The organism is Nocardia sp. NPDC004340 (assembly GCF_053602575.1).
In genome coordinates, this window is the sequence record NZ_JBSGDW010000003.1 from 612131 (window position 1) to 628938 (window position 16808).

Below are 16808 nucleotides of genomic sequence, written 5' to 3' on the forward strand. Positions count from 1 at the left end.
CATGGCGTCGCGAGCACGCCCTTGGTAACCAGTCAAAACTGATTGCCGTCATTAGAGGCGACATAGGTGTCGGTGTTGAAGTAGTGGTCTGGTCTAGTCAGGCTGCGGGTACGACTCCGCTCATTGAATGGCCGCCGTGAACTAGCTGGCCTACGCAGACCTGTAGGCGGGCGTCTCAACCCAGCGGGAGCACTCGTCCGCAACGTCCTGCCGCCTGCACAGCATGAATCCGGCTAGGCGATGGACTTTCACCTCGGCGACCTGCGAATGCACTGGCCCCACTGCGACATCATGCAGGCGAAGCCGATCGACGGTCGTCTCAGTATGAATATCATAGAGCTCCTCGTAGTACCGCGTAGAGCCAATCACCCGCGACCGAACTGTGGCATATACGAGCGTCACGGGAGGCAGAGCATCCGCGCGATGATCCTGCCAAGCCTTATGATCCTCCACGCGAATGAAGCCGCCCTTTACCTGCACCTGGTAGCCCATCCACTCATCGAAATAATAGACGGGCTCCTCGTCCGCGCCTCGCACGAAAGGAAACACCGTGATAATAATGGGTATTAGAAATATAAGACCAAGAAGCGTCAGGTTTACAAATACAGAGCCCATACTGAGACGCGCCCTCCTCCTTGCCAGGATAATGCGCAATCGCCGACGAACCACCGGCCGCTGTCGATATTTTGCAAGAACCAGGGGCTCAATCCGGTGCCACCAGTACACCGCACCTGCCGCAACCATCGGTATAATCGCAAACCCAAGGGTCACAAATCGATTCCAAATCCCATCGGTAAGTAGGCTAAATAACATCACCGACAGTCCAATTATCAAGGTGTACGTCGAAATGGATCGGACCGACCTAGTCGTCCACCGCGCAGCAGCCAGAAGCAGGTTGACGGCGGACCACAACGCGATCCCGAATCCCACTAAAGAGACGAGATAGAATATAGGTGAAACGGCGACATCACCTATCACACCATACATTTCCACCCCTTCACGCCAAGCGCTCGCCGCCTTGACCTGATAGAGGATCATCAGACTAAATAAAAGAAGAAACACAGAAAAGATGATCGGAAGAGTCTTCGCTTTGCGCTGCGAATCGATTTGCAGAGCAATCTTCACTCGTTCCTTCTGATAGGCCCAGAAGCCCTGCAACCTGGCCCTGTTGAGCTGCTCCATCCTCTGAATCTCACGATGGATCGCATCGTTGAGTATCGCCTTGTCCGGATCGCTCATCGAGGTGCTCGTGTCCTCCGCAGCCTTCAGCAAGGCCTGCAGCACCTCGAAGGGCTGCTTTCGCGCATTTCGGACGCTAAACGACCCCGCAACGATCGCCGCCAGAACGGTCCCTACCCCACCAAGGAGGATCTGCCACCACGCAGTCACAGGCAGCATCTTCCCAGAGCCAAGCCGCGACCGATACGAAAACAGCCCTGGACAAAGCGCGTCGAAATACAACAGCTGGCAAGGCATCCGAGGTCCGGCTCCTCCTCGCACTGCCGAGCTGGCAGGACCTGCTACCTGCGGCGGATTTCTACGCCGCGGACTTCAGCCCCTTCCACCGGAAACACGGATCCACCTGCCGTCCAGCGATTTCCCGATTACTGGCGTGGACTTCCTTCCACAGCGACCTCAACGGCAGCTGCACGGAGGCGGGCACTGCCAAGCAGACGCTGGATTAGCAGCTCGATGTTGGCGCCGGTCAACTTGAGCTCTCGGTCGCCGCGCCGAACTCCGCGTCGAGCCGATCGCCGTGCGCAGTTCACCGACCTCTTCGGCGATCAACCGCAGCGCGAGGTCAACGTCCTCGTCCGCCGGCCAGCCGGGAGCGTCCCGCATCGCGACACCGGTCGCCGAACTCGACGACGTCACTCCAAATCATCATCAGGCCACCGCTTTCGTGGATTCGAGGTCCGCGTATGTAGCGGCGGAGTGACGCGGACCCAACCCAGGAGTGCGATTCTGGCTCCCACGTAACGTAAGGCGACCTGTTCTACCAGACCAAGGCAGACCCCAAAACATTCCGGATGGCCTGTACCACAACTCATCTCATATCAGCATGATCGAGAACCCAGCCGGGGAAGACTGCAGGGATTCTAGGATGAAGCCATCCGAGTTGGCGACTGTGTGGGGATGACTGTGGATCCTGTTGTGGTGGAGGCCGGTACGGCCGTGGTGAAGCTGATGGCAACCGACGTGTGGTCGGGCGCGAAGAATGTTGTGGTCGGCTGGTGGCGCAAACATCATCCGGAGCAAGCCGAGCAGGTCGGCGCCGAGCTCGACCAGCTGCACGACGAGGTCATCGACGCTGAGATCGACGACGACACGCGTGACGCCTTGGCCGGAGAGTGGCGGCTGCGGTTCAAGCGACTACTCGCCACCGATCCAGCCCTGGCCGCCGAACTACGGCACCTGCTGGCCGAGGAGCTGGCACCGATGCTGGCCGGCACGAACCAGACCGCAACGCTCACCCAGACGGCCACAGTCAAGGGCAGCCGCAACACCACCATCCAGGGCCGGTGGTGACGTGTACCGGCCCTCGAATCCGTGACCGGCGAAGGTGACAAGGAACCGGTCGAAACCGGTGTGCCAGCGGGTCTCAAGGTAAGCCAGTCGGTGTCGGTGTCTGGGGCCGGTAACCGCATCACCCAAGCTGGCCGGGACGTGGTGGAAGTGACTCTGCCACCCGAAACACTGACGCCGGTGGCCGAGGTCGATGCCCCACTCAAGCTGGTCAATCTGCCCCTGCTGCCAGCGCGGTTCGTGGGCCGCACAGCGGAGCTGGACCGCCTGGATCAGGCGCTGGCCGAGGCGCCGCAGGTGGTGGTGGCCGCGGTACACGGGCTGGGCGGGATCGGTAAATCCACGCTGGTGGCCCAGTGGGCTGACACTCGCGCGCACGGGTTGACACCGATCTGGTGGATCACCGCCGCCAGTCCGGCCGCGGTGGAGGAAGGGCTGGCGGATCTGGCGGAGGCGCTGCAGCCGGCGCTGGTTCGGGTGCTGGCGGTGGAACAGCTGGCCGAGCGGGCGTTGCAGTGGCTGGCCAGCCACGACCGGTGGCTGCTGGTCCTCGACAATGTCGCCGACCCGCACGATATCCAGGGTGTGCTTGCCCGCACCCGCCACACCAGCGGCCGAGTCATCGTCACCAGCCGGATGGCCGCTGGCTGGCAGCACGCTGCCACCGTGCTGCAGGTCGACGTGCTGACGCCTAGGGAATCCCTCGAACTGTTCACCGGCATCCTCACCACCAGCGGTAGCGGTGCGCGGCGGGAGCTCGACGGCGCGGTCGAGGTGTGCGACGTGCTCGGGCATCTGCCGCTGGCGGTCGAGCAGGCTGCTGCGTATCTGGCGCAGAACCCGATCACCAGCCCGCAGGCCTACCTGGCGCTGTTGAGCGAGTACCCGGCCGCGATGTACGCCCGCGGAGGCGTGGCTACCAAGTCGGAGCGCACGGTCGCACGAGTGTGGCAGGTGAGCCTGGACCGCATCGCCGCCACCGAACCGTTCGCGGTCGAGGCACTGGCGATACTGGCCTGGTACGCCCCCGACAGCATCCCCGCCAGCCTGCTCGACGGGCTAGCCGACCCCCCGCGGTGAACGCCGCGCTCGGGGTCCTGACCGCGTACAACATGATCACCCTCGACCCCGGCACCGGCACCGGCACCGGCACCGGCACCGGCACCGACACAATAGCGATCCACCGGCTCGTGCAAGCGGTCACCCGCAACCCCGGCGCGCACCACACTCAGACCGCGGTCGACCAGGCCCGCGACCGTGCCACTGAAGCCCTGAACACCGCTCTACCCGCCCAGTCGGAAGATCCCACCACCTGGCCGGTGTGGCGGGCGCTGCTGCCTCACGCCGAAGCCTTAGCCGGCCACACCCGCCCTGCCAGCGACACCACCACCACCGCGGCCCTGCTCACCAAGGTGGCGATGTTCCTCGGAGGCCAAGGTTTGCCTACCCGCGCGATCCCGCTATACGAGCGGACCCTCTCCGACTTCGAGCGGGTGCTCGGCAGCCACCACCCCGACACCCTCACCTCCCGCAACAACCTCGCCTACGCTTATGTGTCGGTGGGGCGGCATGGCGAGGCGATCCGGTCGTATGAGCGGACCCTCCCCGACTTTGAGCGGGTGCTCGGCAGCGACCACCCCGACACCCTCACCTCCCTCAACAACCTCGCCAGCGCCTACGAGTCCGCGGGCCGGTCGTCCGAGGCGATCCCACTGTTCGAGCGAACCCTTGCCGACCGCGAGCGGATGCTCGGCAGCGACCACCCCGACACCATGGCGTCCCGTAGCAACCTCGCTTACGCCTACCGGTCTGCGGGCCGGTCGTCCGAGGCGATCGCGCGATACGAGCGGACCCTCGCTGACCGCGAGCGGGTGCTCGGCAGCGACCACCCCGACACCATGGCCTCCCGCAACAACCTCGCCTACGCCTACCGGTCCGCGGGGCGGCTGGCCGAGGCGATTCCGCTGTTGGAGCGGGCCCTCGCCGACAGTGAGCGAATCCTTGGACCGGACCACCCGATCACTCAGGTCATCCGTGGCAATCTGACATCGCTCGGCGACGAGGAAATGCCCTCGCCGTAACGCTGGTCGACCGGCGGCGGCCTCCCCTCCTAAACTTTTGGCAATCTGGGGGAGAGCTGCGCCCGACAGTCCACGCGCCCGGCCACACGTGCCGGATTCGGGCCCGATCTTGAGTTCTCGGCAGTTCTTCACCCGAGCTCTAGAGCCCCAGCCTCACACTCACGGTCGTCGGCCTTCAACTCGCGCGCACGTGGGTCGAAAACACTCTGAAAATGCACTTCCGGATGTCCTGCAGGACACCAGGTTCCGGCAGCCCGCTGCCGCTGGGCGAATCCAACTGGCCGCAGCATGACACAGACCAATCCAGAAGTGCGATCCTGGCGTCCACGTGACATGCGTCGGTGTCTTTCACCAAGCTAAGGCATACCTTAGACATTCCGGATTGCCCACACCACAACTCATCTCACATCGCCGTGAGCGTGCGCGGCCGCCGGCCATACGTCGGCCTGCCCGCCCGGGCGGGGTGATCAGCATTCGAGATCTGCACGCAATCGAGCGAGATAGCTGCGAAGGGCGCGGGTATCTGGGTCATCGACTCCAAGCAACCGCTCATGCTCAGCCAGATTCCGCTCAAATTGCGATATCGCCTCCTCCGTCCTACCCGCTTCCAGATAGCCCTTAGCGAGGCAATTGCGAGAGGCCAGGGTATGGGGGTGGTCAACACCAAGCACTCGCTCGCGGTCGGCAAGGGTCCGCTCGGACAGCGGGATCGACTCTTCCGCACGTTTTGCCGTCTGGAGGGCGATCACAAGGTTGCCGCGGACGGCCAGCGTAACTGGGTGGTCGGCACCTTGTACTCGCTCAGAATCGGCGAGGGTCCGCTCAAACAGCAGGACCGCCTCGTCGATTCTCCCAGCCCTCTGGACGGCGCCCGCGAGATTGTTGCGGGAAATCAAGGTATCGGGGTGATCGACACCAAGCACCCGAGCTCGGTCCGCAACTGTTCGTTCAAGCAGCTGCATCGCCTCTTCCTCTCGCCCAGCATCGCCGTACGAGACAGCCAAATTGTTGCGGCAAGCGAGGCTGTCGGGGTGGTCCACACCAAGTAGCCGCTCACGGTCGACGAGTGCACGCTCAAGCAACAGGATCGCATCCTCCGGTCGCCCAGCCTCCCGGTAAGCAACGGCAAGATTGTTGCGTGTGGTGAGGGTGTTGGCGTGGGTGTCGCCGAGGATGTGTTCACGGTCCGCGAGGACGCACTCGAATAGCAGAATCGCCTCCTCCAGCCGCCTCGCCTTCTGGAGGGCGCTGGCGAGGTCGCAACGGGTAGTCAGGGTATCGGGGTGGTCGATTCCTTGTACCCGCTCACGGTCCGCGAGGACACGCTCGAACAACAGGATCGCCTCATCGACCCGCCCCACCCGTTCGAGCGCGCCAGCGAGATTGCCGCGTGAAGTCCAAGAATCGCGGTGGTCAGCACCTTGTGCCCGCTCAGTATCAATGAGGGTGCGTTCGAGCAGTGGGATAGCTCGCTCAACTTGTCCCCTATCTCGATAGGCCAAGGCAAGCTCGTCTCTGCAAATAGCCGTTACAACCCCGTGGGCCCCAAAGACTTTTTCGGCAGAGCGAAGAAGAACATGTGCGAGCGGGATCGCGCGTTGCGGGTCAGCTGCGAAAATCAGTTGTGATGTAGCCCATTTGAGGCTCAGCAGACTCCTCTCGGCAAGCGAAGTAGGTCGCTGCCGTCGCGCAAACCATCGTCGTGTTGCTTCTTTAGCCGTGAGGTCAGGGACACCATAGGCGTGGATTGCCTCGATTTGGTCGACTAAGTGAGCGCCCTCCGCACGACGCAGCCATCCTTGGCTGCCGTCGAACAAGTGTGGTTCGAGCATGTCCAGAGCGTTGCGTATCAACTCTGTGGTGCCATGGTGGTCACGGGCTTCCTCAAGTAGCACACGGGCGGTCAGCCGGTGGGCGAGTAGGGCTTCGGTGGTCGCGGACCAGGTGAGCAGCGAACGTCGCGTGCAATGACTGATGGCGGCATCGACGAACTGGTTCAGAAGCGGATCTGGATGGACGAGGAGGTTCCTGTTGATACCCGCCGGCGACAACAGCGCGAACAACCCAAGCAGCCACGCGACCGTGGAATCGAGTTCCCTTATACCCGTGGGGGTTTGAGCGGAACGGATGGCTAACAACAGCGCCTGATCCACAGAGAACGGATACTCGTGGCCCTCACGACGCTTCAATGCCAACGGTAACGGCTGGTCACGAAGCCGCTGCAGGTAGGCGTGGTAATTCAGGCGAGGCGCATTGGGCGGAGCGATCGACGCAGCTGCGGCTGCCAACGCCAGCGGCAGGTAGCCGAGTTCGCAGGCGAGCGCCTCCTCTCCGGTCGGGTCGTCAGTGATACCAGTAGCTTCTCGCAGGTAGGTGTGTGCTTGATCGGGTGTGTAGCCGGTACCCGCGTCGACCACGACCGTGGTCAGCCCAGCCATCGCCTGGTTGGTTGTGGTAATCACCACCCGGGTACCGCCATCGACCGGAATCACCGCGCGCAGCAACTCGACGTCTTCAGCGTTGTCGAGCACCAGCAGATGTCGATCCTCACTGGAGGACAAATAGTCACGCAACAGACGTGCCGATTCGACAGTGTCGCCATCGGGAGCAGCGACCTCGAGACGATCAGCTAGGCCAGCCAACCCGGTGTAGAGAGTTTCCGGGGCTTCGGCGTTAATCCACCCCACCAGACCCTCCCGCCGGGCGAGGACCCGGCGAGCGTAGGCGGCTGCCAGATGAGTCTTTCCAGCACCACGCATACCAGTCACTACCACTGCTATTCGGTCACCACCCAACCCAGTTTCCAGCGCTTCGACTTGATCCCGCTCAACGAAATGCGCCGGCTTCTGAGGAATCAGGCCAGACGCTCCTACCCTCAAACCCGCCAGAGGTGAAGACGAAGCCTGGACAGGCTGTCCACCAGACTGGTTGTAGGTGATATTCAGATCGCCACCCGCCGTGGCCTTCCCGATCGAGGTGGAAGGCCTCAGCGTCGCTGGTCGGCGGACGACGCTCATGGGTGTGAGGCATCACCACGGCCGGACTCAATGTCTCGGAACTCCATGTCCCCACCTGAACGGGCCCTGTGGATCCGAAATCCCCCATGCGAACGAATCTTCCCAAACCGCAGATTCTTTCCCGCCCTGACCTTCCCCAGCTCGAAATCACCCCCCACATCAGAGGGCGCCGACGACTGACTGTGCTGAGCCCACAGCGAAACCCCGAACACACACACCGTCAGCGCCCCGACCGCCACCCACACCCACCCTGGATGAGCATCACTGGTCGCGAGGTTGATCACCACCGCCAAAGAAGAATTCACTGCTGCAGCAACCGCGGTATGCAAACCCGCCCTTGACAACGTCTGACCCCAACTCACGCCCATCCTCCATCCGACGACGACTGAACCTGCCCAGTCCACCGATCCTCACAGGACGGACCCGAGAAGACCAGAAGACACCACATACTTCCCTGACCATGCATTCTCAGTTACATGTGAAGAAACACAGCACATTCCACATCCCGGACGGTTACTCGGAGTCGCTGCCGCCTATAGCTACCAACCAGCCCAGAAGTGCTATTTGGCCGTCCACGTGACATCTGCCGACCTGTTTCACCAAGCCAAGGCATGCCTAACACAGTCAGACGCCCTCTATCAAATTCCGCTGATATCAATAGATCTCGGCTCAAGCACTGGCCACGAGATACTCTGACATGGGCGGCAATTGGATCAGAGCCGCGTTGGGGGAGGTATCCCGTGGGGACAGCGACCATCGCTGCGGTCGCGGCGCTACTCGGCGTTGCTTTGGGGCGATTGTGGGACGCGCGAGCTGAAGCCACACGCTGGCGTCGCGACCAGACGATGGCCGCCTACCAGAGATTGTCAGAAGCGTTCCGTGCCAGCTACGACGACATCCAGACCATCGCGTTCGCCGACCCGACCGACTCTGATTACGCCATCACCGTGCGGGCCGTTCTCACGACCGGAAACCACCGATGGCACGCTGCCGCCACCGCCGTCTGGATCCACGGCGCTCCGGCCACCATCGCCGCCGCGGCAGCCCTGGGTCGCGAGTTGACCGTTCTTCATACCGACGCGGTTTCAACGAGGTTCACTACCGCGCGATGGGCTCTTGCTCGTGTCCCAGCTCGCCGGGCCTTCGAGACGTACCTCGGCGCGGTCCGGCAGGCCTTGCACCTCACGCCTGTGCCGGACGCCTTCTACGATGATGGCCCGCCAGAACCGGGAACAACATAGGCCAGAAACCGGACAGGAAGTTTGCTACTGGTTCTCAAGCCAGTCCCATAGCAGCTGCTCGACCTTGTCCACGTCCGTCACGGTCGTAGAGCGATGGAGCAGGCCAGCCGCGTGGCTGGGTCCTGTCAGCCGACGACGAGCGTGCGCTTACTAGTTGCGCATGTTCGCCTGCCCTGCCGAGTACCGCTATCTGAGATGCTCAAGGAACCTTTGGAGTATTGAAGCTTACGAGCTTTCGACCGACTCTCCATGGCGGCTTACCCGACTTGCGGCACTCGCACCACGACAATGCCTGCGACGTTTTCAGGCATGTCCGATGCCAGGCGATCCTCATCGGTGTCCCCCGCCATAATGTCGAGGACATAGGGGGGCGGCGTCTGCTGCAGGGGATTGAGCGTGTGCTCGAAGTACCTCACACCCCAGTGCCCAGTGTCGTCGGGGAGGTCGCCAAAGACCGAGCCGAGCCGATCATGGTCGCCATCGTGCTCGCTTGCGACACTTGTTGACACTGCGGCGAACTCGCCAACGCGAGCCTTCAACACTGTGTCGATCATGGAACGAGAAACTGCTCGCGTTCCGTCCTGCTGGTACCGCAGGAAGTCTGAGAGTTCCGCTGGGAGCTGATTCTTGAGCACGGGTGTCAGCGGTGCGCTGGCTGGGTAGCCCGTCCAAAGGTCCTCCAGTGCCACAGACGACCTATAAGTCGACGCCGCGTCACAGACGAGCCGTTCATCTGCAAGCAGAGCTGGCATCAGGGAGACGGTGCGCTTGATGCAATCGATGCAGCGCCTGCGCCGGTGAGTGTCCGCGCAGTGCTCCCACCTCCGGTAGTCACCGGTCCCAAGGTAAAGCGCATATACAGGTAGGAGGCCCAGCCTCTCTGCAGCGGAACGAAGCACCTCGCGTTGTGAGCGCGCCGCGCCCTTCGTTGTGTAGCCGAAGTCGAAGTTCCACGCGCTGCTCGTCACGGTCACTCGCTTCGCCTGAACGAGCATTCCATAAGCGCTCGCGCTATCCACCCACCACCACACCCAGTCGGCACCACTGAGAGCTTCGGCCCGCTGAGTGAATGGAACGACGTCAACTGCCGGCGAGGTGTGAGCTGTCACGATCTCGGTGATCGTCGTTTCGTTCCACCGCAGACGCGCCCGCTCACACGCCGCCATGTGCCGAACGGCTTGGATACGAGCCTGTCTAAACGCTTTCGCGACCGCTGTCATGGTCTCATCCTCCTACGCGGCATCGGTGCCTAGGGCGGAAGGTCTTCGGTGGTGGTTGTATTCGTCCTTCCAGTTAGGGATCACGACCCTCGCTTGGGTCAGGGACCAGACGCTGTTGATACTGAGGCATCCGTCGCGCAGGCGGCTGTTAAACGACCCAATGTAGCTGTTTCGCCAAGGCTGACCTTGTGGGAGAAACGCCAGCCTGACGCGTTCCCCGGCCCGGTCCGCCATCGCCGCGGGCCACCAATTCAGGTCCATAATCGAACACACATCGGTGTGATCTCAGTGGGTCAGCGCAACACTGGGTTTGGTCTGGTGGACCGGGATGTGATGCGCGTCCAGAAGTGCGATTCCAACGTCCACGTGACCTACCTCGACCTGTTCCACCAAGCCAAGGAAGACCTAACTTCACTGAGATATCTTCTACCGCAGCTGATCTCAGTGTCCAGCATGGCCGCCCAGAGCCCTGTCGCCCGTACCCGAATCTGGGATTGCTACACATACCGCCCGGCTAGCGGTCCCCCAAGTTCGGATCGGACTGCGAACTTGAGACGGAGCGCCATTCCACACCGTCGCGTCCGGGCGATACATGCGATGTCAACTAGCCTCAAGACCCCGACGCAACTCGACGACATCACCGCAGATCGAGAGCATATCGGCGTCATTGCGGGCCTGCCCCATACTCGGAACTCCCGCCCCGCGGAAAACGTGCTCGCCGGTACGGAAACTCAGGTTCTCGATCAGCACGAACCCATAGCGGTCGAATCCGGAGCTGTACAAGCCGTCTTCGCCGCGTGGATAGTTGGCGAACTTCTCAACGTTGTATCGCGGATCCAGCAGGTGGACAAAGGCTTTCTCGGCGTCTGCAACGACAGCTTTACGCATCACCGACCATTCGGTATCGGTGATCAGCGCGCTGCCTTCGGTCCAGTCGCGCATCACCAGCGGCGCGACCTCGAAGGCGAACAGCACCAGTTCGTCGGTTACCCGGGCTCCCGGCCGCCTCTGGTATTCGTTTGACAGGATCCGCTGGCGGGTCGCGTGCGCGCCGGCAAATAGACGTTCGAAGGTGTTGGTGCGCTTGGCAATGCCGACATAGAGCAACTCGTAGGTACCGAACTCGTGGAACCTATCGAACCCGTAGATGCCCTGCTTGTGATGGCTTCGATCCCAGATCAGTTTCTCCGTAGTGAACCACTCGAACGGCTCCGGGTCCTCGGTGTCGATCTGCTCGCTGGAAGCTGCATACACCTTGATGACCTTCGCGTCGAAACGGACGCTGAGATCCTCAGGAACACGGCCAAGGCTGAGCATTGCCATGAGGATGATGTCAAGGACGACCTCGTCGTGCAGGTCCTCGCCGGCATCGATACGAACTCGAAGTTGACCGGACACATCATCGCCGCTGAACTCGGTGAACCGCGCTTCCGCTCGGGCTCCGATCATGTAGAAGTCGCTTCTGCGTAGACGCTCTGCGACTGCCGGATCGGATTTCACCCACTCGGCTTCCTGATTGCTGACCGGCGGATACACCAGGCGCAGGGTGTTGAGCATGACATTCAGGGCGGCCATCGGCACAGGTTACCCAGCAGGACTGACGAGAGTTTGCTTCACAACGGAAACGCATCGGAAAGTCGCCGCCGGTCTCATCCACTTCGGGACTATTAGTGCGATTCTGGCGTCCACGTGACGCCCTCGTGGCGGCGGGACGGATGGTGCTCGACAAACGGGCCGTTCGGTCCCCCGCTGAGGCGAGGCGTTCGTTGTCGACGATCGTGCGAGCGGCGATAGTGGGCTACGGTGCACTGTTTTTGGGTGGTCACCATGCCTTGCGATGACTTCGATGCAATCGAGATTCAGGTCATCCAGGATGTTCTCGACATTGTCGAGGCACGGCTGCGTGAAGGTGAACGGTGCGGCCGGCGGTTGACCGTTCCACGGTCGCGGGTTCATGCCGCCATGTTGCATGCCGTGATCGCCAGCGCGCGGGAGTCCTACGGATGCCGCGCCACGCTGGACCGCGCCGGGATTCTCGACGCGATTTTCGACGGTGTCGAGTCCACCTCTGCGACGAACGCCATGGACCCGGTCGACTCAGCCATCCAGCGGCACATGGTCAATACGAACTGAGCGTTCGTCGAGCGGACCCACTCTGGTTGCCGCTGTTCGACCTTCAGGGATTGGTCACGCGTTCCAGGGAGTCCAGGCGTAGGGCCTCGTCCGTGATGCCGACCAGGAGGACCGGGTCGAAGCGGGCGACGGTGTCCAGCACCGAGGACCAGGGGGCGACGCTCCAGGCTTCGGCGAGGAGGCGGCGGATGCGGCGGCGGGCGAAGCCCTGGGTGGCGGGCGGTACGTCGGGGTAGGTGCGGACCAGGGTGTCGGCGATGCGGGTGAGGAGGTGGCCGCGGATTTCGCGGGTGGTGCCGCGGGCGAGGTCGACTGCCTGGTCGAGGGCGCCGATCGTGAGGGCGGCGTCGACGAGGCGGGCGGCGGCGCGGTCGCGGGTCTCGGCCGGGGGGAGTTGGGAGAGGAGTTCGGTGGCGGATGCGAGCGCGGTCTTCGAGCGTTCCGAGCGGTCGCCGTCGGCGAGGGCCGGGATCGCTTGTGCCATGGCGTGGATTCGTTCTCCGGTCACCGGAATCGAGTGGCGGCGGGTGAGCACGTTGGGTTCGCGGCCCGCTTTCACCTGGGCGGCCAGGATCTCTCGGTAGGCGATGGATCGGGCGAGGTCGCCGGTGAGTTGTTCGGCGACCTCCAGCGCCCGGTCCACCGTGCCGGCGCGGGCGGTCGAGCCGGCGAGCATGGACAGCACGCGTTCTTCGCCGAGCGGGGTCATCCATCGGGTCGCAAGGAGACTGGTCACCGCGTCGGCATCGCCGAGGGCCGCGGAGAACAGGGCGCTGATCACACGATTCGTCAGCAGGTCGGGTGAATCGCGTGCGGTGGCGTCTCTTTCGGCCTCGTCGTGCACTCGGGCGGTGACCAAGGCGGCGAGGTCGCCGCTGCCGTCCTCGACGACGGTTCGCAGCGCGATCGCGATCTGCTCGGCATCGTCGAGCAGCTCCGCGACGGTGGCGGGTTCACTCCAGATCGCCGCGCCCGCACGGATTCGCGAGGTCAGCCAGACCGGGAGCAGGGTGATCCCGTCGATCAGCTCGCGAGCCATTTCGAGCTGCCCGATGTCGGCGAGCAGCACCGCGAGGCCGCCGAGCCCTGGAGCCAGACCGTCGACCGGATCGAGCGAGCCGTGATACATCACGACGAGGTGGTCGATCAGATCGCGCACCCGCTCGACCGCCGCATCGGCCAGCAGCGCGCTAACGAGCGCGGCCAGCGGCGTGCTCGGCCGCGGACCCGCGGTGCCGCCGAGCCAGTCGGTGGCGAAGACCGTGGTGAGGAATGACCGGTCGGTCCGCAGGTAGCCGCCGTTCGGCAGCGTGGTGCCGACGCGCATGGCGCTCATCGCTCGTTCGAGGAAGACGCCTCTGCTGGTTGCGGATTCGGATGAATGCGTCGCGAGATAGGTGAAGGCGAGGATCCGGTGGTCGTCGCCGTCGATCCGGTCGGCGATCGCGACAGCGCGGGTCATCTCGCCCGCGACGGCCAGCGCCCGCATCATCGTGTACAGGACCAGGTCGCGTTCGCGCGGGTCGATGCTCTGGTACGCGCGGAGTTCGATCTCGGTGACGAGCCGCCGGGCATCGGCCGTCCGATCCGCCGCGAGCAGGGCGGTCAGCGCGCGGACCGCCACCTCGAGTCCGCCTGTCCCCCGGGTGAATCGGCGAGCCAGCACGACCACTCGATCGGCTTCCCCCAACGCGACGAGGCACTCGGCCAGCTGCACGACCGCGGCCTCGATATGACCCCACGGGTAGTCGGAGATGCCACTGATCGCGTCGTTGAACGCGGTCTCGAACCCGGTGTCCGACGCCTCCAGCTGGGCGAGCCAGGCCTCGATGTCGACCAGCACGGCGTCGGTCTCCGCGCGCAGTACCTCGCCGAATCCGGCCGCGACGAGATCGTCGGCGACGGCGGCCAGCATGTGCGATCGGACCACCTTGCTGCTGATCGGCGCGAGCTCCGACCGGATCGACCGCACGTGCGGGGCTGCCGATTCGGTGTCGCCCTGCGAGACGAAGGAACGGGCGATCGCAGCCAGGGCGATCACCCGCACCCCGACGGATTCGGTGGCGCCGCTCAGCTCTTCGACGCGGTCGTGATCGTCGAGCGCCGCGTAGGCGCGCACCGCGGGCCGTAGGATCTCGTCGCGTTCCGCGGTGCGCGCCCACACCACGTGGCGGTCGATCTCGGTCTTCGCGGCCTCGATCGCCTCGTGAGAGCCGATCGACCGCCAGGCCGGAATCAGCTGCGCGAGCACCCGAACCCGTTCCACGGGTGTGGTGATCTCGTCGGCCAGCAGTTCGGCGCTCTCGATATCGGGGACTGCGATGAGGGCGTCGACCAGGCGAGCGAGGTCCGCGTCGCGCACGATGGAGGTCTCCGACTCCCGCAGCGAGTCGATCACGGCCCGATTGTGTGGCGGATCGTCGCGGAGAAACTGAGTCGAGGCGACGCCGATCCGGGCGCGCAGGCGGCGGTGCGGGTCCAGCAGGCCGTCCGCCAGGCTTCGCGCGCGCACGAGTTCACCCATGTCGGCCAGTGCCGCGGGCAATTTCGCGGGAATGTCGCGTCCGCGCCGGGTCAGCCGGTGCCGCCGCAGGGCGAGTTCGCCGACGGCGACCAGGTCCGGATCCCGCTGTTCGAGCCAGACACCCGATACGGTCGCGATCTCGGTCCGCGCGATCTGGTCGCTGCCGGAGAGCAGCAGCAGCCGATCGTGGCGGGCGGTGTCGAGCGCGAGTTCGGTCATCCGCACCATGTCGCCGTGCCTGCGCAGCATCGAGAAGTATCGCGTCAGCAGATAGGTCGGCGTCTCCACCGGCCACCCGCGGTCGCGGAAGCGGTCGGCCCAGGCGTGGAAGCGGTTTCGGTATTCCGCGAGCAGCGCGCGCCCCAGCGTCGCTTCGGCCTCACGTTGCAGGGTCTCGTGCGCGAGCAGGTACACGTGGTCGGACCCGAACCGGCTGGTCCGGACCCGGAAGGTGCGCCCGGTGACGCCCGAGAGAATGGTCTCGATGCGGAACGGCGGCCACCCGGTCAGATCCTCGAGCTCGGCGCGGGTCAGCCCGCGCGCGGCCGTCACCAATCCGAGAATCTGCTGGTCCGCGTCGGAGCGTTCCAGAATCCCCCGCAGTTCCAGCTGCGCGGCGTCGCGGATGTCGAAGGCTTTGGCCGACGGTCCGAGTTCGCGGCGGCGGCAGTGCCGGAGCGGATGGTTGGCGGGAACATCCAGCGGGAGGGTGGGATTCGGCCGCCCGGAGACCAGGACCCGCAGGCCGGGTCCGGGGTTCTTCGGCAGCAGCGAGGCGATGCTGGTCCGCCCGCGATCCTCGTCGAGCCCGTCCACCAGCAGCACGATCCGATGCCCGAGCTCCGCGGCCCGTTCGCCGGCCAGCGCGAGCATATGGCGGCGCAGCCCGTCCCGGCTCCCGGTCGCGCTGGCCACGGTGGCGGCCTGATCCGGCAGCAGGGCCGAGAGCTGTTCCAGCACAGCGTCGGTGAACGCCCGATGATCGTCCTGGTCGGCCATGCGCGAGGTTATGAAGAAGGCCACCACCCGTACCCGCGGCGGCGGATTCAGGGCGAACCAGGACATCAGGGCCGTCTTGCCCGCCCACGGTCCGGCCCGCCACCACAGGTACGCCCCGTCGCCGGTACAGAAGTCGGCGAGCTCGGCCAACTCCGCGTCGCGATCGGACAGGCCCTCCGCGGGCGCGATGTCGCGGATCGTCGCCCGGTACGGGGTATCGCCGATACCGGGGAGCGCGGCGGGTTCGGTGCGACCGGTCCATGCGGGATTGGCGGCCAGCGCGATTCGCCCCGCCGTGCCCCGCTCCAGCGCTTTCGGTTTCGGCATGTTCGCGGCGGGCAGCCGCGTGCGAAGCTCGCGAAACAGGACGGTCATGGTGAGGTACCGCTCGGCTGTCGGCACCCCGGCGCGCAGGGTGTCGAGCATCATGCCGGTGAAGGCGGTGCGGCCGCCGCCTCCGGTGGCCCGCGCGAACTTGGTCTTCTCGTCGGTGGCGGTGAGGACGAACGCGCCGTCGATATCGGTGGCCTCCCGCAACGGCTCGCCCTCCCCGGCGAGAACGTCACGGCCGAAGGCTCTTCCGCTGTGGCAGCAGTCGAGGATCACGACGACGGGACCGCGCGCGTTGGACCTGATCCGCGACCGCAGCACCGGATACGGCAGCGCGGTGACGTCGGCGTCGGCCGAGCGCGAACCCGTGTGGGTCAGATGCAACTGGTTGTCGACCGCGACCCCGTGGCCGACGTAGTAGACGAGCAGCAGCCCGGTCGCGGCGCGAGCGGCGGCGGTGACCCGGGCCGCGATGGTCGTACTGTCCCCCGGATCGAGAACCACATCGATGTGATCCGCGGGCAGTCCTGTTTCACCGCGCAGGAATTCGGCGAAGTCGAGCAGGCTGCGCTCCACCTCGGGGAAGGACTCGAAGCCCGAATCCGGAGCGTAGCGCGCGGTTCCGATGAGGATCGCGCGCGCGGCGACCGGATCTGGAAGCGTCATCCTCCCCTGTCCTTCCCCCGAACGTCACTGTTCCAGAGAGTCTGCCACGGGTTGCGGACGAAAGGCGCGCA

At 64.5% G+C, this 16808-nt stretch carries 11 protein-coding genes; 5 read left to right on the forward strand and 6 right to left on the reverse strand.

Translation table 11 applies throughout. The features are described 5' to 3' along the window. Window positions 1-150: 150 nt before the first annotated feature. On the reverse strand, window positions 151-1389 hold the full coding sequence (locus tag ACWEOI_RS14940) for a hypothetical protein (RefSeq protein WP_452359920.1): 1239 nt from the start codon (window positions 1387-1389) through the stop codon (window positions 151-153). A 747-nt stretch (window positions 1390-2136) separates the two neighbouring features. Between ACWEOI_RS14940 and ACWEOI_RS14945 the strand changes: the two genes are divergently transcribed. The 3 genes from ACWEOI_RS14945 (at window position 2137) to ACWEOI_RS14955 (ending at window position 4607) form a co-directional block, all read left to right on the forward strand. After that, complete coding sequence (locus tag ACWEOI_RS14945; protein WP_452359921.1) at window positions 2137-2529, forward strand: hypothetical protein; 393 nt, start codon at window positions 2137-2139, stop codon at window positions 2527-2529. Window positions 2530-2706: 177 nt separating this feature from the next. After that, a complete protein-coding gene (locus ACWEOI_RS14950; protein ID WP_452359922.1) occupies window positions 2707-3606 on the forward strand; it encodes an NB-ARC domain-containing protein in 900 nt (299 codons plus the stop codon). Further along, the gene (locus ACWEOI_RS14955; RefSeq protein WP_452359923.1) at window positions 3603-4607 is read left to right on the forward strand and encodes a tetratricopeptide repeat protein; all 1005 of its coding nucleotides are present in this window, start codon (window positions 3603-3605) and stop codon (window positions 4605-4607) included. The genes ACWEOI_RS14950 and ACWEOI_RS14955 overlap by 4 nt, the downstream gene beginning before the upstream one ends. Window positions 4608-5074: 467 nt before the next feature. Here ACWEOI_RS14955 and fxsT read toward each other — a convergent pair whose 3' ends face one another. Continuing rightward, window positions 5075-7624, reverse strand: coding sequence for an FxSxx-COOH system tetratricopeptide repeat protein (fxsT, locus tag ACWEOI_RS14960; protein ID WP_452359924.1), 2550 nt, complete (start codon window positions 7622-7624; stop codon window positions 5075-5077). 740 nt (window positions 7625-8364) lie between these two features. Between fxsT and ACWEOI_RS14965 the strand changes: the two genes are divergently transcribed. Then, on the forward strand, window positions 8365-8865 hold the full coding sequence (locus tag ACWEOI_RS14965; RefSeq protein ID WP_452359925.1) for a hypothetical protein: 501 nt from the start codon (window positions 8365-8367) through the stop codon (window positions 8863-8865). 257 nt (window positions 8866-9122) lie between these two features. Here the strand turns inward: ACWEOI_RS14965 and ACWEOI_RS14970 are convergent, their stop codons facing one another. The 3 genes from ACWEOI_RS14970 to ACWEOI_RS14980 all read right to left on the reverse strand — a co-directional run bounded on the left by ACWEOI_RS14970 (window position 9123) and on the right by ACWEOI_RS14980 (window position 11660). Beyond that, complete coding sequence (locus ACWEOI_RS14970; RefSeq protein ID WP_452359926.1) at window positions 9123-10085, reverse strand: DUF6615 family protein; 963 nt, start codon at window positions 10083-10085, stop codon at window positions 9123-9125. 12 nt (window positions 10086-10097) lie between these two features. Next, a complete protein-coding gene (locus tag ACWEOI_RS14975) occupies window positions 10098-10346 on the reverse strand; it encodes an integrase core domain-containing protein (RefSeq protein WP_452359927.1) in 249 nt (82 codons plus the stop codon). A 339-nt stretch (window positions 10347-10685) separates the two neighbouring features. Continuing rightward, a complete protein-coding gene (locus ACWEOI_RS14980; RefSeq protein WP_452359928.1) occupies window positions 10686-11660 on the reverse strand; it encodes a hypothetical protein in 975 nt (324 codons plus the stop codon). A gap of 243 nt (window positions 11661-11903) precedes the next feature. Here ACWEOI_RS14980 and ACWEOI_RS14985 point away from each other — a divergent pair, with 243 nt between their 5' ends. Further along, complete coding sequence (locus ACWEOI_RS14985) at window positions 11904-12218, forward strand: hypothetical protein (protein WP_452359929.1); 315 nt, start codon at window positions 11904-11906, stop codon at window positions 12216-12218. A 43-nt stretch (window positions 12219-12261) separates the two neighbouring features. Here ACWEOI_RS14985 and ACWEOI_RS14990 read toward each other — a convergent pair whose 3' ends face one another. Then, window positions 12262-16737: a caspase, EACC1-associated type gene (locus ACWEOI_RS14990; protein WP_452359930.1), complete on the reverse strand. Its 4476-nt coding sequence runs from the start codon at window positions 16735-16737 to the stop codon at window positions 12262-12264. Window positions 16738-16808: the final 71 nt, after the last annotated feature.